At 66.2% G+C, this 26,057-nt stretch carries 16 protein-coding genes; 7 read left to right on the forward strand and 9 right to left on the reverse strand.

All coding sequences use genetic code 11. The features are described 5' to 3' along the window. Positions 1-27: 27 nt before the first annotated feature. The 6 genes from Y887_RS14715 to aptA all read right to left on the reverse strand — a co-directional run bounded on the left by Y887_RS14715 (position 28) and on the right by aptA (position 11,561). Positions 28-1,464, reverse strand: coding sequence for a DHA2 family efflux MFS transporter permease subunit (locus Y887_RS14715; protein ID WP_046965055.1), 1,437 nt, complete (start codon positions 1,462-1,464; stop codon positions 28-30). 689 nt (positions 1,465-2,153) lie between these two features. Further along, on the reverse strand, positions 2,154-3,146 hold the full coding sequence (locus Y887_RS14720; RefSeq protein ID WP_046965056.1) for an HD-GYP domain-containing protein: 993 nt from the start codon (positions 3,144-3,146) through the stop codon (positions 2,154-2,156). Positions 3,147-3,180: 34 nt separating this feature from the next. Further along, on the reverse strand, positions 3,181-7,275 hold the full coding sequence (locus Y887_RS14725) for a CHASE domain-containing hybrid sensor histidine kinase/response regulator (RefSeq protein WP_046965057.1): 4,095 nt from the start codon (positions 7,273-7,275) through the stop codon (positions 3,181-3,183). Positions 7,276-7,426: 151 nt separating this feature from the next. Continuing rightward, a complete protein-coding gene (locus Y887_RS14730; RefSeq protein WP_046965058.1) occupies positions 7,427-8,731 on the reverse strand; it encodes a DUF445 domain-containing protein in 1,305 nt (434 codons plus the stop codon). A gap of 385 nt (positions 8,732-9,116) precedes the next feature. Beyond that, positions 9,117-9,971 carry a plasmid replication/partition related protein gene (locus Y887_RS14735; protein WP_046965059.1) on the reverse strand — a complete coding sequence of 285 codons (855 nt, stop codon included), beginning with the start codon at positions 9,969-9,971 and terminating at the stop codon, positions 9,117-9,119. Positions 9,972-10,208: 237 nt separating this feature from the next. Then, positions 10,209-11,561: an omega-aminotransferase AptA gene (gene aptA, locus Y887_RS14740; RefSeq protein WP_046965060.1), complete on the reverse strand. Its 1,353-nt coding sequence runs from the start codon at positions 11,559-11,561 to the stop codon at positions 10,209-10,211. A gap of 362 nt (positions 11,562-11,923) precedes the next feature. On the opposite strand from aptA, the gene Y887_RS14745 reads away from it, so the two are divergent. The 5 genes from Y887_RS14745 (at position 11,924) to Y887_RS14765 (ending at position 19,158) form a co-directional block, all read left to right on the forward strand. After that, the gene (locus Y887_RS14745; protein WP_046965061.1) at positions 11,924-13,603 is read left to right on the forward strand and encodes an OFA family MFS transporter; all 1,680 of its coding nucleotides are present in this window, start codon (positions 11,924-11,926) and stop codon (positions 13,601-13,603) included. A 6-nt stretch (positions 13,604-13,609) separates the two neighbouring features. Then, entirely contained in the window at positions 13,610-14,455 is an 846-nt protein-coding gene (gene fdhD, locus Y887_RS14750) for a formate dehydrogenase accessory sulfurtransferase FdhD (protein ID WP_046965062.1), read from the forward strand. Further along, positions 14,452-16,800, forward strand: coding sequence for an FdhF/YdeP family oxidoreductase (locus Y887_RS14755; RefSeq protein ID WP_046965063.1), 2,349 nt, complete (start codon positions 14,452-14,454; stop codon positions 16,798-16,800). The genes fdhD and Y887_RS14755 overlap by 4 nt, the downstream gene beginning before the upstream one ends. Next, entirely contained in the window at positions 16,790-17,068 is a 279-nt protein-coding gene (locus Y887_RS14760) for a hypothetical protein (protein ID WP_046965064.1), read from the forward strand. The genes Y887_RS14755 and Y887_RS14760 overlap by 11 nt, the downstream gene beginning before the upstream one ends. Positions 17,069-17,877: 809 nt before the next feature. Then, positions 17,878-19,158 carry an MFS transporter gene (locus tag Y887_RS14765; RefSeq protein WP_046965065.1) on the forward strand — a complete coding sequence of 427 codons (1,281 nt, stop codon included), beginning with the start codon at positions 17,878-17,880 and terminating at the stop codon, positions 19,156-19,158. Positions 19,159-19,313: 155 nt separating this feature from the next. Here the strand turns inward: Y887_RS14765 and Y887_RS14770 are convergent, their stop codons facing one another. The 3 genes from Y887_RS14770 to Y887_RS14780 all read right to left on the reverse strand — a co-directional run bounded on the left by Y887_RS14770 (position 19,314) and on the right by Y887_RS14780 (position 23,406). After that, complete coding sequence (locus Y887_RS14770) at positions 19,314-20,612, reverse strand: diguanylate cyclase (protein WP_046965066.1); 1,299 nt, start codon at positions 20,610-20,612, stop codon at positions 19,314-19,316. Positions 20,613-20,710: 98 nt separating this feature from the next. Next, positions 20,711-22,027 carry an NAD(P)/FAD-dependent oxidoreductase gene (locus Y887_RS14775; RefSeq protein WP_046965067.1) on the reverse strand — a complete coding sequence of 439 codons (1,317 nt, stop codon included), beginning with the start codon at positions 22,025-22,027 and terminating at the stop codon, positions 20,711-20,713. Beyond that, the gene (locus tag Y887_RS14780) at positions 22,027-23,406 is read right to left on the reverse strand and encodes a glutamine synthetase family protein (RefSeq protein ID WP_046965068.1); all 1,380 of its coding nucleotides are present in this window, start codon (positions 23,404-23,406) and stop codon (positions 22,027-22,029) included. The genes Y887_RS14775 and Y887_RS14780 overlap by 1 nt, the downstream gene beginning before the upstream one ends. A gap of 148 nt (positions 23,407-23,554) precedes the next feature. Here Y887_RS14780 and Y887_RS14785 point away from each other — a divergent pair, with 148 nt between their 5' ends. Further along, the gene (locus Y887_RS14785) at positions 23,555-24,310 is read left to right on the forward strand and encodes a gamma-glutamyl-gamma-aminobutyrate hydrolase family protein (RefSeq protein WP_046965069.1); all 756 of its coding nucleotides are present in this window, start codon (positions 23,555-23,557) and stop codon (positions 24,308-24,310) included. 6 nt (positions 24,311-24,316) lie between these two features. After that, positions 24,317-25,702, forward strand: a complete 1,386-nt coding sequence (locus tag Y887_RS14790) for a glutamine synthetase family protein (protein ID WP_046965070.1) — start codon at positions 24,317-24,319, stop codon at positions 25,700-25,702. Positions 25,703-26,057: the final 355 nt, after the last annotated feature.

Genomic DNA, 26,057 nt, shown 5'->3' on the forward strand with positions numbered 1-26,057 from the left:
AAGCCCGCCGTTGACGCAGCAGGGGTGTCAGCCACGCGAAGCCCGGTGTCCGCTCATTTCCTGCCCGGCATGCTTGTCGAAGCGCACATGCCACCAGGTGGCGCTGAGCGAAATCAGGCTGACCACGCAGAACGCGAGCGAAAAATCGCGTTGCGCCGGTTGGGTGTGATCGCCGGCCAGCATCGCCAGCTTGAGGATCATCGCGCCGGCGCACACGCCCACCGACAGCATCAACTGCTGCAAGGTGGTGTACAGGCTGCTGGCGCGGCTCATGCGCGCGCCGGGCACGTTTTCGTAGGCGATGGTGTTGTAGGCGGCGAACTGGAACGACATGAAGGCGCCGCAGCACAGCAGCAGGCCGAACATCAGCGCCGGCGGCCAGTCGGGCCGGAACAGCGCACACACCATGTACCCCAGGCTGGCCAGGATGCCGTTGCCGATCAGGCTATTGCGGTAGCCGAAACGGCGCAGCAATTGCGGAGTGACGCTGCGCATCAGCAACGCACCGAGTGCGGTGGCCAGAATCAGCCGCCCGCTGTGCGCGGCGCTGAACCCGAAGCCGATCTGGAACAGCAACGGCAGCAGGAACGGGTGCGCGCCCTGGGTGATGCGCATCAGCGCGCCACCGATCACCGACAGCCGGAACGAGTCGATGCGCAGCAGGGTCAGATCCAGCAGCGGCGCCGGGTGGTGACGTGCGTGCCACAGATATCCCACGGACGCGGCGGCGCCGATGGCCAGCAACCAACTGGCCATGCCGAGGCCGTCCTGCTGGCTGACCATTTCCAGGCCGAACAGCAGGCAGCCCAGCGCGGTGCCGCACAACACGAAGCCGCGCAGGTCGAAACGTGCCGGAGTGGTTTCGGTGGGAATTTCCGGGATGAAACGGCGTACCAGCAAAAAGCCGGCAATGCCGATCGGCACGTTGATGTAGAAGATCCAGCGCCAATCCAGATACGACACGAAAAAGCCGCCCAGCGGCGGGCCCAGCATCGGGCCGATGAAGGCGGGGACGAGCGTCCAGGCCATCGCCGACACCAGATGGCGGCGCTCCACGGTGCGCAGCAGGATCAGCCGTCCCAGCGGGGCCATCATCGCGCCGCCGGCGCCTTGCAGCACACGCGCTGCCACCATGGTGGGCAGGCTATCGGCCAGCGAACACAGGATCGAGCCGCCCACGAACACCCAGATCGAGGCGCTGAACACCCGGCGCAGGCCGAAGCGGTCGGCGATCGCGCCGCTGGCCGGAATCAGCACCGCCAGCGCCAGCAGGTAGCTGGTCATGGCGATGCTCATGGCAGGTGCGGCGACGCCGAAGTCGCGCGCCAGCGTCGGCAGCGCGGTCGCCAGCACCGTGGCGTCCATCTGCTCCATGAAAATGGCGCACGCCAGAATCAGTGAAATGATGCGGTAGTCGGGATAACGCGGCGGCGTCACGCCGGCCTCGGACACGCTGGAAGACATCGGACTCTCGGTTGCCGGGCCGTGCCCACGGCGCCTGACGGCGCTGGATCGGCCCGCGTCGCACGGTGTTGTGCGGCGCAACATACGCATTGTCCGCCGGTGTGGCGCGCGGTTCAAGCGCGTGGCGGCAACGCTGCGTGCGGTTGAGAGTGCGGTTGCGCGTTGGCGGGTGGGCGAGCCGCTGCGTGGCGTCGGCGCGGTGTGTCGGTCTTGGTGGCCTGATGAGGCGCGCTGGATCGCTGGCTGTTTGTCGCCGTGGTCCTGTTCTCAGGCGAAGAGAGCTGCCAGCGTTCGGGCGGTCGTGTGTAAGCGTGTATGGCGAAGCGAGCGTATTGCGTGAGGGCGATGTCGGGGGGCGAGGGGGGCAATGGTGGCGTCGTACCCTCATCCGGCGCTACGCGCCACCTTCTCCCGGTGGGAGAAGGGAAGTGATGTGCATGTCGATCGTGCCTCGCTCGCGAGCACTCAACACCCAGCACTCAACACCCAGCATCCAGCAGTACGCACCAAGCACCAAGTACCAAGCACCAAGTACCAAGCACCAAGTACCAAGCAGCAAGTGCCAAGCAGCAAGTGCCAAGCAGCAAGTGCAAAGCAGCAAGTGCAAAGCAGCAAGTGCAAAGCAGCAAGTGCAAAGCAGCAAGTGCCAAGCAGCAAGCACTACGCAATAAGCAGCGTAAAGCGCTGGATCAGCGCTGTGCGCTTCGGCTGTCCCAGGCGTCCTTGATCTCCAGGATGCGCGGCAGGGCATTGCGGAAATGCTGCACCAGACGCGGTTCCAGTTGCTTGCCCGACATGCTTTCGAGCTTGCGCATGGCGTCTTCTACCGTCCACGGCGCCTTGTATGCGCGTCGCCCGCACAGTGCGTCGAAGACATCGGCCACAGCGACGATACGGGCCGATTCCGGAATGGCCTCGCCGGCCAGGCCGCTGGGATAGCCGCTGCCGTCCCAGCATTCGTGGTGATGCAGCGCGATTTCGGCGGCCAGCTGGAAGACCGGTCCACGGCCGTGCCGCAGCAGGTCGTGCCCGGCCTGCGGGTGCTGCCGCACCACCGAGCGTTCGTGTTCGTCCAGCGCGTCGGGCTTGTGCAGGATGCTGCCGGGTACGGCGATCTTGCCGGCGTCGTGCAGCGGCGCGGCATCCTGCAGTGTCTGTGCCTGTTGCGGCGACCAGCCGGCGGCTTCGGCCAGGACGCGTGCATACACCGCCATGCGCCAGATATGCGCGCCGGTGTCCGCGTCCTGACCCTGGCCTGCAGTGCCCAGCAGATGGATCGCATCGCGGTATTGCTGTGCCAGGCGCGCGTTTTCGGCCAGCCTGAGCTGGGTGTTGATGCGCGCCTTGAGCAGGGCCTGCGAGTACGGCCTGCTGACGTAATCGGCTGCGCCGGCGTCCAGCCCGGCGCGCTCGTCGTGTTCGCTGTTGCGCGAGGTCACGAACAGGATCGGGATGGCATTGCTGGAGGGGTGTTGCTTGAGCGTGCGTGCCACCGCGTAGCCATCCATGTCCGGTAGCTCGACGTCCAGCAGGATCAACGCAGGCGCGTGCCTTGCCACCGCATCCAGCGCTTCGCCGCCGGTCTTGGCGAACACCAGCGGAAAGTCGTCACGCAACAGCTGGCGCAGGGTCGCCAGGTTGCTGGATTCGTCGTCGACACACAGCAGGGGACGGGACGGCATGGGGAGTCCTTGCCGACGGCACGGGAGAGCGCCGTCAGCGTGGGTGGGTGGCCTGCCAGTCGTGCAGGGTGGCCTGGGCACGGCGGAAGTCGAAATCTTCCACGGCGCGTTGCAGCTCTTCCTGCAACGTCGGTGGCAGGTGCGGTGCGCACGTCAGCAGCGCCTGGTCGATCTTGTCGGCGTCGTCGGTGGACAGGGCGGCCTCCAGGATCTGCAGGCTGTTGGCGTCCAGTGCGACATCGTCGTCGTTGGCTGCCGTGGTGGCTTGGTCGTGTTGCAAAAAAGCGCCAATCGCCTCGGCGGTGCGTTGCATGACGTTCTTGAGCGCGATCAACGAGGCAGTGATGTCGTGACCGTCTTCGATGCGCGTTTCCAGATCGCTTGCCGCCCCGGCCAGTGCCGGCAGCGCCAGCGAACCCGCCGCACCGCGCAACTTGTGCGCCATGGCGCCGATGGCCGGCAGTTCGTTGCGGCGCAGATGTTCGGCCGCGACCTCGGCCGGGTCCGGATTGTCGCGCAGCAGCTTGCTCAGGTAACGCGCGTACGGCTCGCGCTCGCGCCACAGGCTGCGCGCGCGTGCAGCGTCCAGCAGCTCGGGGTTGTCGTGCTGCCACTCCGGGCCATTGGCCAGGTTGGTTTCGTGCGGCAGCGAGGGAACGCGCTTGATCCCGGGATGCATGAAGTGACGAATCGCGGTGACCAGTTCCTCGACGTTGAATGGCTTGGCGATGAAACCGTTCATGCCTGCTTCCAGCGCTTTTTCCTGTTGCGGGCGGAACGCGCCGGCGGTCAGCGCGATCACCGGCAGGCTGGCCAGGGCAGGGATCTGCCGTAGCCGCCGGGTGGCTTCGTAGCCATCCACTACCGGCATCTGCACATCCATCAACACCAGGTGGAACAGATCCGGCGCGCGCTTGAGGGTGTTGACCGCCTGCTCGCCATCGTGGGCGACGGTGACCATGGCGCCTTCGCCCTCGAGAATGCGCTGCGCCACTTCGCAGTTGATTTCGCTGTCGTCGACCAGCAACAGGTGCGTGCCTTCCAGCCGTCGGCTCACGAAGGTCGGCGTGACCGGGCGCGCGCCCGGGCGCTCGTCGACCAATTGCTCCACCAGACGATGCAGTGCGGCGCTGGTCACCGGCTTGGTCATCACCGCGTCCAGATCCTGTTGTTCGGGATGCTGCTCCAGCAGCCGCCGCTCGTAGGCGGTGACCATCACGATCACCGGATGCGGGCCAGGGGCGGCACGTGCGCGGATTTGCCGGGCGATCGCCACACCGTCGATGTCGGGCATGCGCCAGTCGAGCAGGAAGATGTCGTAGGGCTCGCTGGCCTGTTCGATCGCGGCCAGCGCGGCCTGGCCGCTGGCCACTGCGTCCACGCGCCAGCCCAGGTCGGTGGTGATGCGCACCAGATTGCTGAGCGCGGCATCGTGGTCGTCGGCGATCAGCACGCGCGGCATCGCTTCGGGCGGTAGCGCAGGCAGGTCCTGCTGCGTGTTGGGTGGCGCGGCTTTTTCCAGGGTCACCACGAAATAGAACTCGCTGCCGCGGCCGGGCACGCTTTCCACTTCCAGCTCGCCGCCCATCAGTTCGATCAGGCGTCGGCTGATGGTCAGCCCCAGCCCGCTGCCGCCATAGCGCCGGCTGGTAGAGGTATCGGCCTGCAGAAACGGCGAGAAGATCAGGCTCTGCTTTTCCTTGGAAATGCCGATGCCGGTATCGCGCACCGAGAACAACAGCTTGATCCTGTTCGGATCGCCGCTGGGGAAGCGCCGTACCGACAGCACCACTTCGCCCTGCTCGGTGAACTTGATCGCGTTGCCGACCAGATTGACCAGCACCTGGTTGATCCGCAGCGCATCGCCCAACAGCCAGCGGCTGTCGCGCGGCAACGGCTCGACGATCATCTCCACCGGTTTGGCGCTGAGCGAGGAGCGCATCAGGTCGGCGATGTTGTCGAACAATTGATTGAGATCGAACGGTGCGCGTTCCAGATCGATGCGCCCGGCCTCGATCTTGGAAAAGTCCAGGATGTCGTTGATGATTTCCAGCAAGGTGCGTGCGGAGCGGTCGATCTTGGTGACCATGTCCTGCGCCGCGCCAGGCAGCTCGCTGCGCTGAAGCAGGTACAGCATGCCCAGGATGGCGTTCATCGGGGTGCGGATTTCGTGGCTCATGTTGGCCAGGAAATCGGACTTGGACTGATTGGCGCTCTTGGCCGCATCCATCGCCAGACGCAGCTGTTGTTCGTGCATCTTCTGCTCGGTGAGATCCACCGCAACGCCGAGGTAACCGATCACCTGATCGTTGTCGTCGCGCAGCGTGCTCAAGGTCAGCAGCACCGGCAGGCGGCGACCGTCGTGACCGACATAGGTCCACTCGCTGGTGTCGCTGCGGCCCAGGCTGGTGAGGGCGGCCACCGCTTCCAGCGTGTGCGCCACCGGCACCCCGGTCTGTTCGGACAGCAGGTGCGCGCGTTCCTGCAGTTCCTCCGGTTCGACGAACTGGCTGGCCTTGCGCCGACCGATCACGTCCTCTGCGTGATAGCCGAGCAGCTTTTCTGCGGCGCGATTGAACAGCGTGACAAAGCCGCTGGAATCGGTGGCGATGATGGCGTACCCGGCATGCGCCAGGATCGCGCGCTGCAAGACCGAGAACTTCACCAGTTCGCTGGTGCGCTCGGCTACCTGATGTTCGAGCGAGGCATTGAGGTCGAGGATGCGTTGATGCGAGCGCACCCGCTCGGAAATGTCGCGGAAAAAATGCGAGTGCCCGCTGAGCGTGCCATCCGGTTCGATGATCGGCGCCTTGCTCGCCAGCACATGCACGTGGTGACCATCGCGGTGCCGCATGCTCTGCGCGGCCGAGGCATTGGCCGGGAATGCGTCATCGGCGTGGTCGATGCGCGGTATCGCATACGGTTGCGGCGACAGCAGCAGGGTCAGGTCCTGGTCGATCGCATCCTCGGCGGTGTAACCGAACATCGCTTCTGCGGCGGGGTTCCAGTGCGTGATGCGGCCATCGGGGGTTTCGGCCACGATGGCTTCGCTGGAATGGCTGACCAGTGCGGCCAGCTCCATCTGCTTGCGCAATACTTCTTCGCGGCGCAGCCCGTTGCTGAAGTACAGCCCCAGCAACGCGGCAAACAAGGCGGACGCTGCCATGACCAGGCTGCCTACCAGCCATGGCGAGGTCTGGTTGAGCGATGCCACAAAGCTGGCGGTGGGGTGGGCGGTGATGATCCAGGTGCGCCCATAGATGGGCAACTGTTGCACCACCGGCCGCCAGCGCGCGCTGGCGGCGGCCGGGGTGCCGCTGCGGTAGAAGTTATGCGTGGGCTCGTTGCGGTCGGACAGGTCCAGCGCCACGTCGTCGCGCTCGCCCAACGCGCTTCGCACCATCTGCTCGACGCTGAAAGGCGCGTACACCCAGCCGTTGGTGGCGGCCATGCGCTGCTGTGGCGTCTGCAACGGCATACCTTCGCGATACACCGGCAGCAACACCAGAAAGCCGCTCTCGCTGGGCACGCGATAGCCCGACAGCGACACCGGCGAGGTCATGATCGGCTCGCCGCTGCGCGCGGCCTGCAATGCGGCGGCGCGACGGCGCGGCTCGGATGCGATGTCCAGACCGATGGGGCGGTTGCCCGACGACTCCGGTTCGAAGTACAGCACGATGTAGCGTTCGCCATCCCACGGTGCCAGCAGGCGGCGATGGATATCCGGCGCACCGTCGGCGCGCGCGGTCTGCAGGAACGCCTCCTCGTCGGCAGGCGCGACCCGATGGATATAGCCGTAACCCAGGACGCCGGGAAACTCGCGTGCGTAATCGCGCGAGCGGCTGTACAGGGTAAAGCGTTCTCGACTGATGACCTCGCTGCCGGCGCCGATCACCGCACCGCGCGCGCCGCGCAAGCCGTGCTCGAAGGTGTACATGCGTTCGCTGACGTTGCGCGCCAGGGCTCGCACGACATACTGGAAGCGTTGCTCGCGCTCGAGCTCGTTATGCCGCTGCAGCCAGACACCGGTCACGATGGCGGCAATCAAACCTGCGGTAAGGATCAGCAGTGCGCTGATAAAGGCGCGGCGCCCGTATTTCCTGCGCAGATCCCAGCGGCCATTCGGCATCTTCGTTCCTTCGCCTTGCCTGTTGCGTGCCCAGTGTGCTGGCCGACGGCAACGTCGACCTCGTGGTACCGCCTGACGATCATCCGGCTGCGTGCAGTGTCCCCGGTCGCTGCATGCTGGCCTGTTGGGCGATCAACGTCATTTCAATGCATCAGAACGATAGCCAGATCGATAATGCGTGAAGGGAAAGGCCGATCAATCCACCGACCAAGGTCCCGTTGAAGCGAATGTATTGCAGATCGCGTCCCACACCCAATTCCAATTGTTCGACGAGGTGACGTTCGTCCCAACTTTTCACTGTCGATGCAATATGGTCGGTCACCGATGCACGCAGCCGCGTGGTGAGTTTGTCGGCTGCCTGCAGCATATGCTGGTTGAGTGCGTCACGCAGCGACGGATCCTGCGCCAAGGCCTGGCCGAGCGATTGCATGGAGCGCTCCATGTGCGCGGCCATCGACGAGTCCTCACGTGCCAGATCGTTGCGCAGCGCATCGCGGATCTCGCCCCACAGGCCCTGCACGTATTCCTGCAGCGCGGGATGTTCGATCGCACGTTGCTTGAGTTCTTCGACGCGCGCAGCCATGTCCGGCTCGTCGCGCAGGCGCGCGATATAGCGTTGCAGCCACGCTTCATAGTCGAGCCTGATTGGATGCTCGGGCGTCTTGAGGATGTCCTGCAGTTCTTCGATGGCCGCACGCGCCATGCGGTCGGCCAGGCTGTCGCCGATCTCCTCGATCGGCTTGACCCAGTTCACCGTGCCGACCAGCTTGGGCCACTCGCGGCGCGCGTATCGCACGATCAATGCGGACGCGCGCGTCTTGACCTGTTCCTGGTCCAGCCATTCGCCCAACCGCAGCAGCACTTCGTCCAGCAACTTCTGATGGCGCCCGTCGGTGGTCAGCAAGGCCAACACATCGCCGACGGTGGCGGCCGCATTCCATTTGCGCAGGCGATCGACCACGAAGCGCTGGATGGCGCGGCGTACCGCGGCTTCGTCCAGCAGCTCCAGCGCCTGCAACATCCAGCCGCGCGCCATCTGCGCGAGCATGCGCGCCTGCTCGGGCTTGGCCAGCCATTCGCCGAGGCGGGTGGCTGGGTCGAACACGCGCAGCTTTTCCATCAACGCAGCCGGGGCGAGGAACTGGTCGCGCACGAACACCGCCAATCCGTCGGCCAGCCGTTCCTTGCCGCGCGGCAGGATGGCGGTATGCGGGATCGGTAGTCCCATCGGGCGGCGAAACAGCGCCACCACCGCAAACCAGTCAGCCAGGGCGCCCACGGTGGCCGCCTCGCAGAAGGCCGACACCCACGCCCAGATGCCTTGCTCGCCCATCAGGTGACTGACCACGAAGCCGGCGAACATCGCCAGCAGCAAGGCCACCGCCAGCAGTTTCATGCGCTGCAGCTGGGCGCGACGGGGATCGATGGGGCGGGGAGTGCCGAGACTGGGTTCCATCCGCGAAGTGTACCCAGTCGTTTGACCAAGGCATGTCCACGGCAGATGGGGCCGTCGCGCGCGGTGGGTGGTGGCCGAGCGTTCCGTGCCTGTGCTCCAGCTGCGCTTGTGCCGGGGCGATCACGAGACTCTTGCGGTTGTAGGAGCGCACCCGGGCGCGAGGGGCTGTATCGGGCCGGCCTGTCGCGCCCGGGTGCGCTCCTACGGGGTGCGGTTGGCCGGCGGGGGGCCTCAACCGCGCAGATGTCATCGCTGCGCTTGTGCCGGGGCGATCACGAGACTCTTGCGGTTGTAGGAGCGCACCCGGGCGCGAGGGGCTGTGTCGGGACGGCCTGTCGCGCCCGGGTGCGCTCCTACGGGATGCGGTTGGCCGGCGGGCGCCCGATCAGCCGCGCAGGCGCTCCAGCTGCGCTTGCAATGCGGTCACCTTGGCCTGCAGCGCGGCGTTTTCGTTTTCAAGTTCGGCGACGCGGCGCTGCAGGGCCTTGACGTCGCGGCGCTCGGCTTCGCCGCCTTCGGCCTCGTCGGGCTTGGGTTTGCGCTTGGCGTCGCGCACGCGCTTGGCGGCCTGCTTGAGTTCGGCCTTGCCGGCCTGCGCGGCGGCGCGTTGCTCGTCTTCCGACAAGGTGGCCACGGCGGCCGCAGCACTGATCGAGATCTCGCCGGCCTTCACTGCCTGCACCACTTCCGGCGCAGCCTGTTTGTGGATGCGCTCGATCATCACCACCTGGTTGCTGCTCAGGCGCGCTTCGCGTGCCAGCTCGGCGCGGCTTACCGGGGTGGAGGTTTCTTCCCACGGTGGGCTGTCGGTATCGTCGGTCGCACGGGCGGCGCTGTCATCCAGGCCGGTGTCGGCTTGTTCGTCGTCCACCACCGGCGCCTCGGCGGCGGCATCGGCGTCGCGCTGGCTGCGCTGGCGTGCGGCCAGGATCTCGCGCTTGCGCAGCGCCAGCACGCCGCGCTGGAAGTCCGACACGCTGCGCCGGCCAAGATGCTGTTCGATCATCCACAGGTGCACATCCTGCATCGAGGTAAAGCGCGGGTTCTGCACGGTCTGGAACGGCAGCCCGTGCTTTTGACAGATGCCGTAGCGGTTGTGGCCGTCCACCAGCACATCGCCCCACAACACCAAGGCATCGCGGCAGCCCTCGGCCAGCAGGCTGCGCTCCAGCGCCTCGTGCTCGTCAGGTGTCAGCGGGTCGATGTAGGCCTTGAGTTCTTCTTTGACAACGAGGTTCATGGGGCAACTGCGGGGGGAGTACGGGGCCGGCATTGTAGAGAGCCTGCTCCGGCTTTGCGCGCTTGACGTGGTACCCGCGCCCGTGACACGCGAGCGACGTCGGGCGCGGCCTCAACGCGCCGCGGTAGGCCGGCATCAGCAGGTCGGCGCGTGCGCCGGGAGCCAGTGCGACGCGGCCATGCGGTCTCGGTCATGGGCCGCCTGGCACCGGCTGCAGCGCACTCCTGCCTGTCGCCGCTAGTCCACCTGGCGCAGGATGCCGGCCAGCGTCTCGACCATCTGCCCGATCTGCTCGGCGGTGACGATCAACGGTGGCGACAGTGCGATCACATCGCCGGTGACGCGCACCAGCAGGCCGCCGTCATGGAAGCAGCGCTCGAACACCTCGTAGCCGCGTGCGCCGGGCGCGCCATCGCGTGGCGCCAGCTCGATCGCACCGATCAGGCCGATGTTGCGGATATCGATGACGTGCGGCAGCCCGCGCAAGCTGTGCAGCGCGTCTTCCCAGTGCGGCCCCAACGTGATCGCACGCGAAAACAATCCTTCCTCGGCATAGGTGTCCAGGGTCGCAATCGCGGCCGCGCAGGCCAGCGGGTGACCGGAGTAGGTATAGCCATGAAACAGCTCGATGGCGTTTTGCGGCCCGTGCATGAAGGCGTCATGGATCGCATCGGCCACCAGCACCGCGCCCATCGGCACCGTGCCGCTGGTCAGGCCTTTGGCGGCGGTGATGATGTCGGGCGTGACACCGAAGCGCTGCGCGGCGAACGCCTCGCCCACGCGGCCGAAGCCGGTGATCACCTCGTCGAACACCAGGATGATGCCGTGGCGGTCGCAGATGGCGCGCAGCCGTTGCAGGTAGCCGTCCGGCGGCAGGATCACCCCGGCCGAGCCGGACACCGGTTCGACGAACACCGCGGCGATGGTGGAGGCGTCGTGCAGGGTGATCAGCCGCTCCAGGTCGTCGGCCAGCTCAGCGCCGTGCGCCGGCAGCCCCCGACAATAGGCGTTGCGCTGCAGATCCAGGGTGTGGCGCAGATGGTCGGTGCCGGCCAGCAGCGGGCCGAACCATTTACGGTTGTTGGGCAGCCCGCCGATCGACATGCCGCCGAAGCCGACCCCGTGATACGCCTTCTCGCGGCCGATGAAGCGGGTGCGCTGGCCTTCGCCGCGCAGGCGGTGGTAGGCCAGCACGATCTTCATCGCGCTATCGACCGCCTCTGAGCCGGAGTTGGTGAAGAACACATGGCCCAGGCCGGGCGGTGCGATGGCGGCCAGGCGTTGCGCGAGTTCGAACGGTAGCGGGGAACCCATCTGGAAGGTCGGGGCGAAATCCAGCGTGCCGGCCTGTGCGCGAATCGCCGCCACGATGCGTTCGCGCGCGTGTCCGGCATTGCAGCACCACAGGCCGGCGGTGCCATCCAGGATCTGCCGGCCGTCGACATCGCGGTAATGCATGCCTGCGGCCGAGGCGAGCAGGCGAGGGCGCGCCTTGAACTGGCGGTTGGCGGTGAACGGCATCCAGAACGCATCCAGCTGCGGCGTCGCCGGTAGCGCGCCGGCGGTCTCGTGCGAAGGGTGGTCGTGCATCGCAGGCTCCTTGACGGGGATGGCACGACTCTACGGCAGCCTGCGCGGTGGCGGTCACCCTGGCCGACCGCGGCACCGCACCAGCCGGGCCTGGCATGCCGCGCGATCTAGTCCTTAAGAACTAGTCAATTAGTCGCAATGCCTGCCGCTAACGTCAAGGAAGGCTTGCGTGGCGCGGCTGTGGCAGGGCGATGGAACGCTGCGAGGCGATGCCGAGCATTGCAAAGACGCGAGGATCGCCGATGATGCGCCAGACCGGCCCCTGTCGGGTCTGATTGCCGTCGCCGGTCTGATCGGAGCACGCCACATCCATCGCAGCCGTCAATCGTATTCATCGCACTTTTTATCTTGGGGAAATGGGAATGACGCAAGGATCCACCGTGGCGACAGCCAGTGGCGCAGACGCCGGTCTGCTGTCCAAGGAGCGCATCGTTGCGCGTCCGGGGTTCAATCGTTGGCTGGTTCCGCCGGCTGCACTGGCGATCCACCTGTGCATCGGCATGGCCTATGGCTTCAGTGTGTTCTGGCTACCGTTGTCCAAGGCGCTGGGCATCACCGAATCGATCGCCTGCCCGGCCGACATGGGCCTGTTCGCGCGCATGGTGGCGACCACTTGCGACTGGAAGATCAGCGAGCTGCAGTGGATGTACACGCTGTTCTTCGTGCTGCTGGGCTGTTCGGCGGCGATCTGGGGCGGCTGGCTGGAACGCGCCGGTCCGCGCAAGGCCGGCGTGGTCTCGGCGCTGTGCTGGTGCGGCGGCTTGGTGATCTCGGCGGCCGGCATCCACTTCCATCAGATCTGGATGCTGTGGCTGGGCTCGGGCGTGATCGGCGGCATCGGTCTGGGCCTGGGCTACATCTCGCCGGTGTCCACCCTGATCAAATGGTTCCCGGACCGCCGCGGCATGGCGACCGGCATGGCCATCATGGGCTTCGGTGGCGGTGCGATGATCGGCAGCCCGCTGGCCGATGCGCTGATGCGCCACTTCGCCACCCCCACCTCGGTGGGCGTGATGGAAACCTTCCTGGTGATGGCTGCGCTGTATTTCGTGTTCATGATGGCCGGCGCCTTCGGTTACCGCGTGCCGCCGAGCGGCTGGACGCCCGCCGGCTGGACCGCGCCGGTGGCCAGCAACAACGCCATGATCACCGCCAACCACGTGCACGTGAAAAAGGTCTGGGGCATTCCGCAGTTCTGGCTGTTGTGGGGCGTGCTGTGCCTGAACGTCTCGGCCGGGATCGGCGTGATCGGCATGTCCTCGCCGATGCTGCAGGAAGTGTTCGGCGGCCGGTTGATCGGCGTGGATATCGGCTTCGGCAGCCTGGATCCGACCCAGCTGGCCAGCATCGCGGCGATCGCGGCCGGCTTTACCGGCCTGCTCAGCCTGTTCAACATCGGCGGCCGTTTCTTCTGGGCCAGCATGTCCGACAAGCTCGGCCGCAAGAACACCTACACGCTGTTCTTCGTGCTGGGCATCTGCCTGTATGCGGCGGCGCCGTCGGCCGGCGGCGTGGGCGGCATCGCGCTGTTCGTGGGCATCTTCTGCATCATCCTGTCGATGTATGGCGGCGGCTTCGCCACCATTCCGGCGTATCTGGCCGACCTGTTCGGCACCCAGATGGTCGGCGCCATCCATGGCCGTCTGCTGACCGCCTGGGCCACCGCCGGCATCCTGGGCCCGGTGGTGGTGGGTTATATGCGCGAGTACCAGCTGGCGCACGGCAGCCCGCCGTCACAGGTCTACAACACCACCATGTACATCCTCGCCGGCATGCTCGTGCTCGGCCTGATCTGCAATCTGTTGGTGCGCCCGGTGGCCGCGCGTCATTTCATGACGCCGGACGAACTGGCACGCGAAAAGCAGCTGGCGCACGAGAAGGTCGACCGCAGCGGGCATGCGGTGCTGCCGCCGGAACAGATGGCGCGCATCGGGCATGGCGGCAATCCCGCGCTGGTCGCGTTCGCTTGGCTGGCGGTCGGCATCCCGATGGCGTTCGGTATCTGGGTGACGCTGCAGAAAGCCTTCGTGCTGTTCCATTGAGGTGAGATGACCAGTCCGTCTTCCCGCGCAGTGCGCCCCGGTAGTGTGGTGCGCACGGTCGTCCGCCATCGCGGCGGTCGCGGTGCCACGGTGCAGGACATGGTGGCGGCCGAAATGCCGGTTGCCCTGATCTATAACCAGGTGCCGTTCGCGGTGATGATGGCCACGCCGGAGGACCTGGAGGATTTCGCGCTCGGCTTCTCGTTGAGCGAGGGCATCGTCGACCATGCGCAGGACCTGCGCGTGGTCGCGGTGGAAACTTTCCTGGAAGGCGCTTCGTTGCAGATCGAGATCCCGCCCGAGCGCGCGGCCGCATTGGATCAGCGGCGGCGCAACCTGGATGGACGCAGCGGTTGCGGCGTGTGCGGCAACGAATCGATCGAGGCGGTGCTGCGCGTGCCGCCGCGGCTGCAGTCGACGCTGCAGATCGATGCCGATGCGTTGGCGCGTGCGCTGGAGGCGTTGCATGCGCAGCAGCCGATTGCCGCGCAGACCGGCGCGGTGCATGCGGCCGGTTGGGCGGATGCGCACGGGGTGGTGCAGCTCGTGCGCGAAGACGTCGGGCGCCACAATGCCTTGGACAAATTGATCGGTGCATTGGCGCGCGCGCGCATCAATGCATCGCAAGGGTTTGCGGTCGTCACCAGCCGCGCCAGTTACGAAATGGCCATGAAAGCTGCGCAGGCCCGGATTCCGCTGCTGGCAGCGATTTCCGCACCGACTGCGCTGGCGATCAGCCTGGCCGACAGCGCGGGACTGACCCTGATCGGGTTTGCCCGCAATCACGATTGTGTTGTTTACAGCCATCCACAACGCCTGGATCTGGGCGTTGCCGTGGGAGAGCCCGCATGAGCAAGAAAACCATCAAGCAGTACGACAATCCCGCAGGCGGCTGGGGCGCATTGCGCTCGGTGGCCAAGCACCTGATGGAACAGGACATCGCGGTGCAGGGCGCCAAGACGCTGCTGCACGCCAACCAGCCGGACGGCTTCGATTGCCCGGGCTGCGCCTGGCCGGATCGCGACCATACCTCCACCTTCGAATTCTGCGAAAACGGCGCCAAGGCCGTGGCCGCCGAATCCACCGCGCGCCGCGCCGGGCCGGAACTGTTCGCCTCGCACAGCGTCAGCCTGTTGTCGCAGTACAGCGACTATTGGCTGGAAGGGCAGGGTCGGTTGACCCACCCGATGCGTTACGACGCCGCCACCGACCATTACGTGCCGGTGAGCTGGGACGACGCGTTTGCGCAGATCGCCGGCCATCTCAATGGCCTGGCGACGCCGGACGAGGCGATCTTCTACACCTCCGGGCGTACCAGCAACGAAGCGGCATTTTTGTATCAATTGTTCGTGCGCGAATTCGGCACCAACAACTTCCCGGACTGCTCCAACATGTGCCACGAACCGTCCGGCACCGCGCTGCGTTCGCAGATCGGCGTGGGCAAGGGCACAGTGTCGCTGCACGATTTCGAACTGGCCGATGCCATCTTCATCTTCGGCCAGAATCCGGGCACCAATCACCCGCGCATGCTGGGCGAGCTGCGCCAGGCCTCCAAGCGCGGCGCGGCGATTGCGGCGTTCAATCCGCTGCGCGAGCGCGGGCTGGAGAAGTTCGCCGACCCGCAGGACAAGCTCGAGATGCTGCACAACGGCTCCACGCGCATCGCCTCGGATTACTTCCAGCTCAAGATCGGCGGCGACCTGGCGGCATTGAAGGGCATCATCAAGCACGTGCTGGAGCGCGATGCGCAGGCCCAGCGCGACGGCACGCCGCGTCTGCTGGATCTGGATTTCATCGCCGAGCACACCGCCAATTTCGACGCATTCGCTGCCGATGTGCATGCCGAAAGCTGGGACACCATCGTCGAAGAGTCCGGTCTGGACGAAGCGGCGCTGCGCAAGGCCGGCGAAATCTACCTGAAGGCCGAGCGCGTGATCGCGTGCTGGGGCATGGGCATCACCCAGCACAAGCACTCGGTGGCCACCATCCACATGATCACCAACCTGCTGCTGCTGCGCGGCCATCTGGGCCGTCCCGGCGCAGGCGTGTGCCCGGTGCGCGGACACAGCAACGTGCAGGGCGACCGCACGATGATGATCTACGAAAAACCGCCGGCCGCGTTCCTGGACAAGCTGCAGTCGGTGTTCGGCTTTGCGCCACCGCGCGAAGACGGCTTCGACACCGTCGGTGCGATCGAAGCGATGCTGGATGGGCGCGGCAAGGTGTTCTTCGCGATGGGCGGCAATTTTGCCGCCGCCACGCCGGATACCGATGCCACCCATCGCGCGCTGCGCAACTGCGAGCTCACCGTCCACGTCACCACCAAGCTCAATCGCAGTCACTTGGTGCATGGACGCGATGCGCTGATCCTGCCCTGCCTGGGGCGCACCGAAATCGATATCCAGGACGCCGGCTCGCAGGGCGTGACGGTGGAGGATTCGATGAGCATGGTGCACCTGTCGGCCGGCATCAATCCGCCGGCCTCGCCGGACCTGTTGTCCGAGCCGGCGATCGTGGCGCGCATGGCCGAAGCCACCTTGGGTGCGCGCAGCGCCATCCGCTGGCGCTGGCTGGTGGGCGACTACGACCGCATCCGCGACCTGATCGCCCAGGTGTTCCCGGACTTTGCCGATTTCAACCAGCGGGTGCGTACGCCGGGCGGCTTCCGTCTGTCCAATACCGCGCGCGACCGCAACTGGGTCACGCCCGAGCAGCGTGCGGTGTTCAAATCGCACGCGGTGCCCACCGACAACCCGATCCATCGCGCGCGTCGTTCGCGCGGCGATCAAATGGTGTTCACGCTGGCCACCACCCGCTCGCACGATCAGTACAACACCACCATCTACGGGCTGGATGATCGCTACCGCGGCGTGTTCGGCGAGCGCCGCGTGCTGTTCATCAACGGCGCCGACATTGCCGCATTGAACATGAAGGCCGGCGACTGGGTGGACCTGGAAAGCCTGTGCGAGGATGGCGTGCGCCGCGAGGCGCGGCGCTTCCTGCTGGTGGACTACAACATTCCGCGCGGCTGCCTGGCCGCGTATTACCCGGAAACCAATGCGCTGGTGCCATTGTCGAGTTTTGCCGACGAGGCGCGCACGCCGACCTCCAAGTCGATTCCGGTGATCGTGCTGCCGCACCGCGCCGAAACCGCCGATGCGGCGCCGCGCGATATCGGAGCGGTACTTGTCCGCTGATCCGCAGCTCACCGCGCAGTTGCTGCAGGCGCTGGCCGACACGCCCGATGGCGTGTCGCTGGCAAGGTTGTGCAAACAGCTGGGCGTGCGCATGAGCGTGCTGCTGCGCACGCTCGCCTGGCTGGGCAGTGCCAACCTGGATGGCCAGCCCGGCCCGGGCTGGATCCACGTGGAAGAACGCAGCGAGCGGCAATTCGCGGTGCTGACGCCAGTCGGCTTGGCGGCACAGGCGCAGCGTGCAACGGTGCAGGCGCCGCAGGGCAATTAAGCAATCTTCTGGATTGCTGTGTTGAACATCTGGCGCTGTTTGGCTGAGGTCGGAAGCTTGGATCAAGTGCCGAGTCGGTCGAGTGCACGATGCCCTCAACGCATGCGTGACACGCCGTGAACCCGTCAATGGGGACTCGACGGCGGCATCCATGCCACCAACGGTCCCGCAAGCGATGCGGGCACCGCACCAGAGAGTTGGCTGGTGACGTTACTGAAGAACGAAGCACTGCAGTACACGGTCGATGGTGACTCGGAAGCTTGGATCAGGCGCCGAGTCGGTCGAGTGCGCGGTGCCCTCACCGCACCAGACAGTTTGCTGGCTGCGTTGTTGAACACCATGCACACCGACAATCTCGACTGGTCCTTGCCCGCCCACCGTCGCGGGACCTTACGCGGCATGGATGCCGCGTAAGAGCTTGCAAGGACGTACTTGCAGCGTGTCCTGCGATGGTGGGCGGGCAAGGGTCCTGCAGCCAAAGCTGAAGATCATCAGCCCTACAAGTGATCTATCTTCGTTATTCGACCAGTCCGTAGTTGCAGCGTTTCCCTCGATGGTGGGCGAACGACGGCCCGGCAGCCAAGTCGCAGATCATCCGTCTTTTCGATCAACGCATTGCTAGCAGGCCATCCCTGCTCATCTGACGACTGCTCGCTACGTTTTGTCGGCTCCCTTCAGGGAGGAAGATGGCATGGCCCACGCGCCAGGCGGTCACGTCTGTAACTTTTTCCAGGCCGGTTGGTCCGCGCAAACAGCCGCGGCGATCTGCCAGAATCGGCCGTCTTGTCTTGTCTGGATGCCGATCAACGATGACTGCCGCCGCGCCGCTCGCCACGCCCATCAATTCACCCGCGCGCGTGCTGTTCGCCAGCCTGATCGGCACCACCATCGAATTCTTCGATTTCTACATTTATGCCACCGCTGCGGTGCTGGTGTTCCCGACCTTGTTCTTTCCGGCCGGCGACGGCAGCGCGGCGATGCTGCAGTCGCTGGCGACCTTTGCGGTGGCCTTCATCGCGCGGCCGGTCGGCTCGGCGGTCTTCGGCCACTTCGGCGATCGGGTAGGCCGCAAGGCCACGTTGGTGGCGGCGTTGCTGACCATGGGCCTGTCCACGGTCGCCATTGGTCTGCTGCCCGGCTATGCGCAGATCGGGGTTTGGGCTCCGCTGCTGCTGGCGCTGTGCCGGTTCGGTCAGGGGTTGGGTCTGGGCGGCGAGTGGGGCGGAGCGGTGTTGCTCGCCACCGAGAACGCACCGCCGGGCAAACGCGTGTGGTACGGCATGTTTCCGCAGCTGGGTGCGCCGTTGGGCTTTCTGCTGTCCACCGGCACCTTCCTGGGGATGGGCGCATTGCTGGACGATGCGGCCTTCATGCAGTGGGGGTGGCGGGTGCCGTTTCTGGCCAGCGCCCTGTTGGTGATCACCGGCCTATGGGTGCGCCTGAGCATCACCGAAACGCCGGATTTCCAGAAGACCCTGGACCGCGACACGCGCGTGCGGCTGCCGCTGGGCAGTGTGATCTCGCAGCACTGGCCGGCGCTGATCATTGGCACGTTGGGCGCATTCGCCACCTTCGTGCTGTTCTATCTGATGACCGTGTTCGCGTTGGGCTATGGCACAAAGACGCTGGGCTACGACAAGGAACAATTTCTGCTGTTGCAGATGGCCGGTATCGTGTTCTTTGCGCTGGGCATTCCGCTGTCGGCCAAGTTCGGCGATCGCCACGGCGCACCGTTGGCGATGATGCTGGCCAGCATCGCCATCATTGCGTTCGGGCTGGCGTTTGCGCCGTTGTTCCAGGCCCAGCACCCATTGCAGGTGTTGGTTTTTCTTGGGCTGGGCTTCTTCTTCATGGGGCTGACCTACGGTCCCTGCGGCACCTTGCTGGCGGAGCTGTATCCGACCGAGGTGCGCTATACCGGCGCGTCGCTGTCGTTCAATCTGGCCAGCATCCTGGGCGCGGCACCGGCCCCGTATGTGGCCACGCAACTGGCGGCACGCTACGGGGTGCAGGCGGTGGGTTACTACCTTGGCGCAGCCGCAGTGCTGAGCCTGCTCGCGCTGACGGTGGCGCGGCGTTCGCGTCGCTAGACGCTCTTTGGTACGCGATTGCCGCAGGCGCGGGTGCTGGCGTGAGAGGGTGGGTGATCGCTAACGCTTGGTCGCGCCCAGGTGCGTTCCTACGGGGCTTCAAAAGACGCGCCTTGGGCTGCGTCCCGGCCGCTGCCGCGTTGCTGCAGGCGCGCTCAGCTGGCCAGGCGTACCTGGTTGCGGCCGCCGGCCTTGGCCAGATACAGGTATTTGTCGGCTTCGTTCAACAGGTGATGCAGCGACTGGTCGCCTTCGGTCGCGATGCACACGCCGATGCTCACCGTCATGCTCAGCGTGTCGTCGCCCACGCGTACGCGTAGCGCACTGATGCTTTCGCGCAGGGTTTCGAAGTAGCTGGTGGCATTGGCTGCATCCAGCCCCGGCACCAGCAGGCAGAATTCTTCGCCGCCGAAACGCGCCACCAGGTCCTGCGGGCGGGCATGCCCGGAGACCGATGCGGCCACCGCGCGCAACGCCTGGTCGCCGGCTTCATGGCCCCAGGTGTCGTTGATGTGTTTGAAGTGATCGATATCCAGCATGGCCGCGGTCACCGTCTGATCCTGCGACAGCAACTGCGGGATCACCCGCTGGCTCTGTTCCAGGAAGTAACGCCGATTGGGCAGGCCGGTGAGGAAGTCGCGGGTGGCCAGGTCCTGCAACGTCCCGATCAATTCCAGCTGGTCCACGTTCTGCGAGACGCGGCAGAAGAATTCTTCGCGCGAGAACGGCTTGCGCAGGAAGTCGTTGGCGCCGTTCTTCAAGAAGCGCGGGATCAGCGACGAGTCGCTGTTGCCGGAAATGCCGATCACCGCCACCTTGTCGCGCGAGCGCAGCGCGCGCAGCCGGCGGGTGAACTCCACGCCTTCCATGCCCGGCATTTCCTGGTCGACGATGGTCAGGCGGATGCCGGGGTCGCGTTCGATCGCTTCCAGGCCGGCGGCGCCGTCGGCAGCCAGGACCACGCGGTAGCCGTACATCGACAGCAGGGCGGCGGCATAGGTGCGCGCAGACAACGAGTCGTCCACCACCAACGCGCCGATGCGGCGATTGCGCTCCAGGCGCTGCACCAGCCACGCCAGATATTCGATGCTGCCCGGTGCGTTCTTGAGCACGTAGTCGATGATCTGCTGCTGCAGCACGCGCTGGCGCAGATCCTCGTCGTACACGCCGCTGACCACCACGGTCGGCAGGTTGCGCGAGAGGAAGAACTCCACGACCTTGTCGCGGTCGCCGTCGACCAGCACCAGGCCGGTCAGGACCAGGAACCAACCGTCCTCTTCGTCGAGCACGCGCGCCGCTTCGGCCAGGGTCGAGACGACCGTGACCGGCAGTTCCACGCGTTGCTCGATGGCTTCGCGCAGCATGCTGGTGAACGTGCGCGAGTTCTCCACCAGCAACACGCGTTGCGGCAGGACTGCGCTTTCACTATTGCGATGTAGGGTACCTGGGGACATCGGCTGGCCGTGTGGATCGAACCGTCAGATCAGCTAACGGCCCTGCTCGTCAAAACTTGAGCGCTTCGTCGCAGCTTGCGATGCCCTCGATGGCGTAGTCACCACAGCGCGTCGCGCAGGCGGTACCAGCTCATGGCCGCCACCAGCAGGGGGGTGCGCAGCCGCTGCCCGCCAGGGAACGGCCGGTGCGGGATACGCGCAAACACATCCAGGCGTTGGCTCTGGCCAGCGATGGCCTCGGCGATCACCTGGCCGGCCAGACCCGTGGCCGCCACGCCGTGGCCGGAGAAGCCCTGGGCGAAATACAGGTTCGGCGCGAGCCGGCCCCAGTGCGGCGCGCGGTTGCGCGAGATGTCGACGTAGCCGCCCCAGACGGTCTCCAGCCCCACATCGCGCAGCTGCGGAAAGACGGTGTGCATGCGCCGGGTCATCAGGCGTTGCAGGCCTGCCGGCGGGCGCGAGGAATAACTGGCGCGCCCGCCGAACAGCAGCCGGTGATCGGCGCTGAGCCGGTAATAGTCCAGCGCCCAGTTGGTGTCGGCCACCGCCATGTCGTTGCCGATCAGGGCATGCGCACGCGCCTGGCCCAGCGGCGGCGTGGCACCGACATAGGTGCCGACCGGCATGATGCGCTGCTCCAGCGGCGCGGCGATGCCGCGCAGCAAGGCGTTGCCGGCGATCACGCCGAAGTCGGCGGTCACGCTGCCCTGGGCGGTGTGCATCGTCACCTGCGCGCCGGGGGCGTGGCGGGTCACCGCCGCGTCCTCGAAGATGCGCACGCCGGCCGCCAGTGCCGCACGCGCCAGGCCGAATGCGTAGGCCAGCGGATGCAGATGGCCGCTGGCGGGGTCGAACATCGCACCCAGATACAGCGGGCTGTCCAGCACCTGGCGGGTGCGGGCGCGGTCCCACCACTCCAGCGGGTAGTCGTAGCGTTCGGCCATGCGCACGATGCCGTGTTGCAGCGCCCGCACCTGGCGCGGCTTGAGCGGGACATGGGCGTGACCATCGCGCCAATCGCAGGCGATGGCATGGCGCGCGATGCGCTGGCGCAGCAGGCGCATGCCATCGCGCGAGAAATCGAACAGCAGCCGCGCATCTGCATCGCCGACCAGCGCTTCCAGGGTGTCCTGTTCGCAGCCGTAGCCGACGATGGCCTGGCCGCCGTTGCGACCGGAAGCGCCCCAGCCGATGCGCCGCGCCTCCAGCACGACGACCCGGTAGCCGGCTTCGGCCAGCGCAAGCGCCGCGGTCAGGCCGGTATAGCCGGCGCCGAGAATGCAGACGTCGGCGCGTTCGGCGCCGCGCAGGCGTGGCTGCGCGGGCAGGGCAGGGGCGCTGTGCGCGTACCAGCTGTCCGGATAGCCGCCTACGGCAGTGTCGGCGTGCGGTAGCGCGGTGGCCGGGCTGCCCATCACACGGTCCGCAGATACCGGGCGTAATCGAGGTCCGGCACCAGCGCCTGGTAGTCGAGCAGCTCGCGTTGCTTCTGCTGTGCGAACACATGCCGGAACTGGGTGCCCAACTGCGTGCCGATAAACGCGCTGGACACGAACGCATCGACCGCGCCCTGCCAGGTGCGTGGCTCGAAGACCCCTTGCGCATAGGCATTGCCGCTGATCGGCGGCGTGGGCTCGGCGGGTTGCTGCAGGCCATCCAGGATGGCCGCCAGCACCGCGGCCGCGGCCAGATACGGGTTGGCATCGGCGCCGGCGATGCGATGTTCGATACGGGTGTTGCCGGCATCGCTATGCGGGATGCGCAGCGCCACGGTGCGGTTGTTGAAACCCCAGCTGGCATCCAGCGGCACGAAGGCGTTGCTGACGAAGCGTCGGTAACTGTTGGCGTGCGGGGCAAACAACAACAACGATGCCTCTGCATGCCGCTGCAGCCCGGCAATGGCGTGGCGCAGGCGGTCGGCAGGCATCTGCGCCGGGCCGGCCAGCACGTTGTGCCCGTCGGCATCGAGCAGGCTCACATGCAGGTGCAAGCCGCTGCCGGCCTGCCCGGGGAAGGGCTTGGCCATGAAGCTGGCCAGCATGCGCTGCTGCTGCGCAATGGCCTTGATGGTGCGTTTGAGCAGGATCGCCTCGTCGCAGGCGGCCACCGCATCGGCGCGATGCTGCAGGTTGATCTCGAACTGGCCCGGTGCGTACTCGGCCACGGCGGTGTCGGCGGGAATGCCTTGCTGGCGGCAGGCAGCAGCGACCGCATCGGTAAAGCCACGGTGGTCGTCCAGGTCCTGCAACGCATACACCTGGGTGCTGTCGCTGCGGATGCCTGTGACCGGGTCGCGCGGGGTCTGCGGGCGTCCCTGCGCATCGGGCAGGGCATCGAACAGGTAGAACTCCAGCTCCACCGCCACCACCGGGGTCAACCCGAGTGCGGCAAAGCCGTGCACCACCCGCTGCAACACTGCGCGCGGTGCGACCTCGAACAGGTTGCCGTCCGGCGTGTGCATCGCCAGCAGCAGCTGCGCCATCGGTTGCGGCGCCCACGGCACCGGGCGCAGCGAGCCTTCGATCGGCCGGCAGATGCGGTCTGCATCGCCGATGGCATAGCCAAGCCCGGTTTCCTCCACGGTGTTCCCGTTGATGTCGGTGGCGATCAGCGACATCGGCAGGCACACGCCATCCCGGTAGACCTTGTGCAGCGCATCGGCAGTGACGCGCTTGCCGCGCAGCACGCCGTTGGTGTCGGGCAAGAGCAGGTCGATGGCGTGGCAGCCTGCGATGCGCGCCAGCGTGGCGGCATCGGCAGCGGGCAGCGATGCGACGGAATTCTCGGAAGCCATGGGCACCACCTGCGAAGTCGCCGCCCAGCCTAGCAAAGCACGCGTGATCGTTTGCGACCATGCAAGGGCGCGGCCAGTGGCAATGGCGGCAGCGGCGCGGTAAGTTCGAGCGCATCTGCCGTTCAACGCACCGCATCGGGATGTCTGCATGGCTGTCGTGCCGCTGGTCGGATTGCCGACCGATCGCATCGCGCAAGGGCCGCATCCGTTTCTGGCGGCCGGCGAAAAATACATCCGTGCGGTCGTGGACGCGGCCGGGGCCATGCCGGTGCTGCTGCCGAGCCTGCAGCCCAGCCTGGATGCCGGGGTGTGGCTGGATCGACTGGACGGCGTGCTGCTCACCGGGGCGGTCAGCAATATCGAACCGCGCCACTACAGCGACCAATCCAGCTGGGAGGGCAATCCGCACGATCCGGCGCGCGATGCCACCAGCCTTGGGCTGATTCCGCAGGCGCTGGCGCGCGGCCTGCCGGTGCTGGCGATCTGCCGTGGCCTGCAGGAGGTCAATGTCGCGCTTGGCGGGCGCCTGCATCAACGCGTGCATGCGGTGCCAGGACTGGCCGACCATCGCGAAGACCGCAGCGCGCCGCTGGAGGTGCAATACGGCCCCGCGCATCCGCTGCAGCTGCAGCCCGGCGGCTGGCTGGCCGGGATGAGCGACGCGGCCGAGGTGTGGGTCAATTCCCTGCATGGGCAGGGCATCGCCACGCTGGCCGATGGCCTGCTGGTCGAAGCGACCGCGCCAGATGGCCTGATCGAAGCCTTTCGCGGCCCGGGGCCGGGGTTTTTGCTTGCCGTGCAATGGCATCCGGAATGGCGTGTCACACAGCATCCGTTCTACCGTGCCATCTTTCAGTCCTTCGGCGAGGCCTGTCGCCGTTATGCCGCTCAGCGCGGTCAGTGAGGTTGTATGTCGATCCGCACACGTTCGCGCACATCCACGCCCAAGCAGCCGGAAAGCGCACTGCGCCGCTGGCTCAAGGACCGCCACATCACCGAGGTCGAGTGCCTGGTGCCGGACATCACCGGCAATGCGCGCGGCAAGATCATTCCGGCCGACAAGTTCTCGCACGATTACGGCACCCGTCTGCCCGAGGGCATCTTCGCCACCACCGTCACCGGCGATTTTCCGGACGATTACTACGCGCTGACCTCGCCATCGGATTCGGACATGCATCTGCGCCCGGACGCGTCCACCGTGCGCATGGTGCCGTGGGCTGCCGACCCCACCGCGCAGGTGATCCACGATTGCTACACCAAGGACGGGCAGCCGCACGAACTGGCACCGCGCAATGTGCTGCGTCGCGTGCTCGATGCGTATGCGCAGGTCAAGCTGCAACCGGTGGTGGCGCCGGAGCTGGAGTTCTTCCTGGTGCAGAAGAACACCGATCCGGATTTCCCCTTGCTGCCGCCGGCCGGACGCTCCGGACGCCCGGAAACCGCGCGGCAGTCGTACTCGATCGATGCGGTCAACGAGTTCGACCCGATCCTGGATCTGATGTACGACTATTGCGATGCGATGGAGCTGGACGTGGATACCTTGATCCACGAATCCGGCGCCGCGCAGCTGGAAGTCAATTTCACCCACGCCGATGCCTTGTCGCGCGCCGACCAGGTATTTCTGTTCAAGCGCACCATGCGCGAAGCCGCGTTGCGACACGGCGTGTACGCCACGTTTCTGGCAAAACCAATGGAAACCGAGCCGGGCAGTGCGATGCATATCCACCAGAGCCTGCTGCATGCCGGCACTGGAAAGAACGTGTTCAGCGGCAAGCGCGAGGGCGGGTTCAGCGACACCTTCGCGCACTATCTGGGCGGGCTGCAGAAATACATTCCGCTGGCGATGGGGCTGCTGGCGCCCAACGTCAATTCGTACCGACGGCTGATGTTCGGCGAGGTCTCGCCCAGCAATGTGCTGTGGGGCTTCGACAATCGTACCTGCGGGTTGCGGGTGCCGATCGACGCGCCGCAGAACATGCGGGTGGAAAGCCGGTTTGCCGGTTCCGATGCCAATCCGTATCTGGCGATGGCGGGGACCTTGGCCTGCGGGTTACTGGGCATCCGCGAAAAGCTGGAGCCGACCGCCCCGATCAGCAGCAACGGCAAGGAGCAGGGCTACGATCTGCCGCGTTCCTTGGGCGAGGCGCTGGATGGGCTGGAGAGGTGCGATGCGTTGCAGGCGATGTTGGGGCGGCGGTTTGTGCGGGCCTATATCTCGGTGAAGCGGAAGGAATACGAGACGTTCTTTCGGGTCATCAGTTCGTGGGAGCGGGAGTTCCTGTTGTTGAACGTGTGAGCTGTGCGATCGAGACCCGTGCCGGGCGTTTCCCTTCTCCCGCCGGGTGAAGGTGCCCGAAGGGCGGATGAGGGTGCGGCGCTGGGTGATGTTGAAGCGTGGCGTGGTTTGTGTGCTTGCGCGGTTCTGGGGTTTAAAACAGAGCAGGGCTTCACGTCCATTGGGATGTTCTGGACAGTTGAACACAAAGCAGAGCTTTCACGCCCTGTCGGGCGCGAGTTACTTTTCTTTGCTTGTGCAAAGAGAAAGTAACCAAAAGAAAGCACACCCCGTCCTCGCGCCCTGCGCGCCTGCGGCGCTGCGGGTGCGCAAGTCCGGCAGAAATTTTTGTAAGGGCGACGTCCCCCCGCCCTGA

The organism is Xanthomonas pisi DSM 18956 (assembly GCF_001010415.1).
In the GTDB taxonomy this organism is placed as follows: domain Bacteria; phylum Pseudomonadota; class Gammaproteobacteria; order Xanthomonadales; family Xanthomonadaceae; genus Xanthomonas; species Xanthomonas pisi.